The 426-nt window shown below is 31.7% G+C and carries 1 protein-coding gene; it reads right to left on the reverse strand.

Going from position 1 to position 426, the window contains the following annotated elements; translation table 11 throughout:
* Positions 1–414: hypothetical protein (locus tag IE222_RS26630; protein ID WP_223282911.1), on the reverse strand; the 414-nt coding region annotated here is incomplete at its 3' end.
* Positions 415–426: the final 12 nt, after the last annotated feature.

Consider the following 426-nt stretch of genomic DNA (forward strand, 5'->3'; position numbering starts at 1 on the left):
ATAATCTGTACGTAGAGGTGAAGCATATAGATTAATAAAAAATATGTAAACAGGATACAGAATGACAGACCCATAAATCAGAAGGCTAAATCTCGGAAAAAGTGTTACTCCTGCATTTATAGGAAAAACAACAGGGAAAAAAGAGAAAAAAAGAATAAAATATGGTGCCCACAAAAGGAGTGACAAATAGCTGTATTTTCTACCTATAGTCCATTTTTTTGTTAAGCAAACGAATAAAAATGTCGAAAGTAGAAGTCCAATAACATTAATAACAGCAATTGCAAAGTAAACATTATCCCATCCCCATCCAGTTAACGTACTAATATGAGATACATTTACTATGAGTTCGATTGCTATAAACAACGCTATAGCGTATAAGGCACTAATAGTATTTAACTTTATAAAAAACCTCATCATATACCTCCT

Origin of the sequence: Neobacillus kokaensis (genome assembly GCF_014656545.1) — a bacterium.
Classification (GTDB): Bacteria; Bacillota; Bacilli; order Bacillales; family Cytobacillaceae; genus Neobacillus; species Neobacillus kokaensis.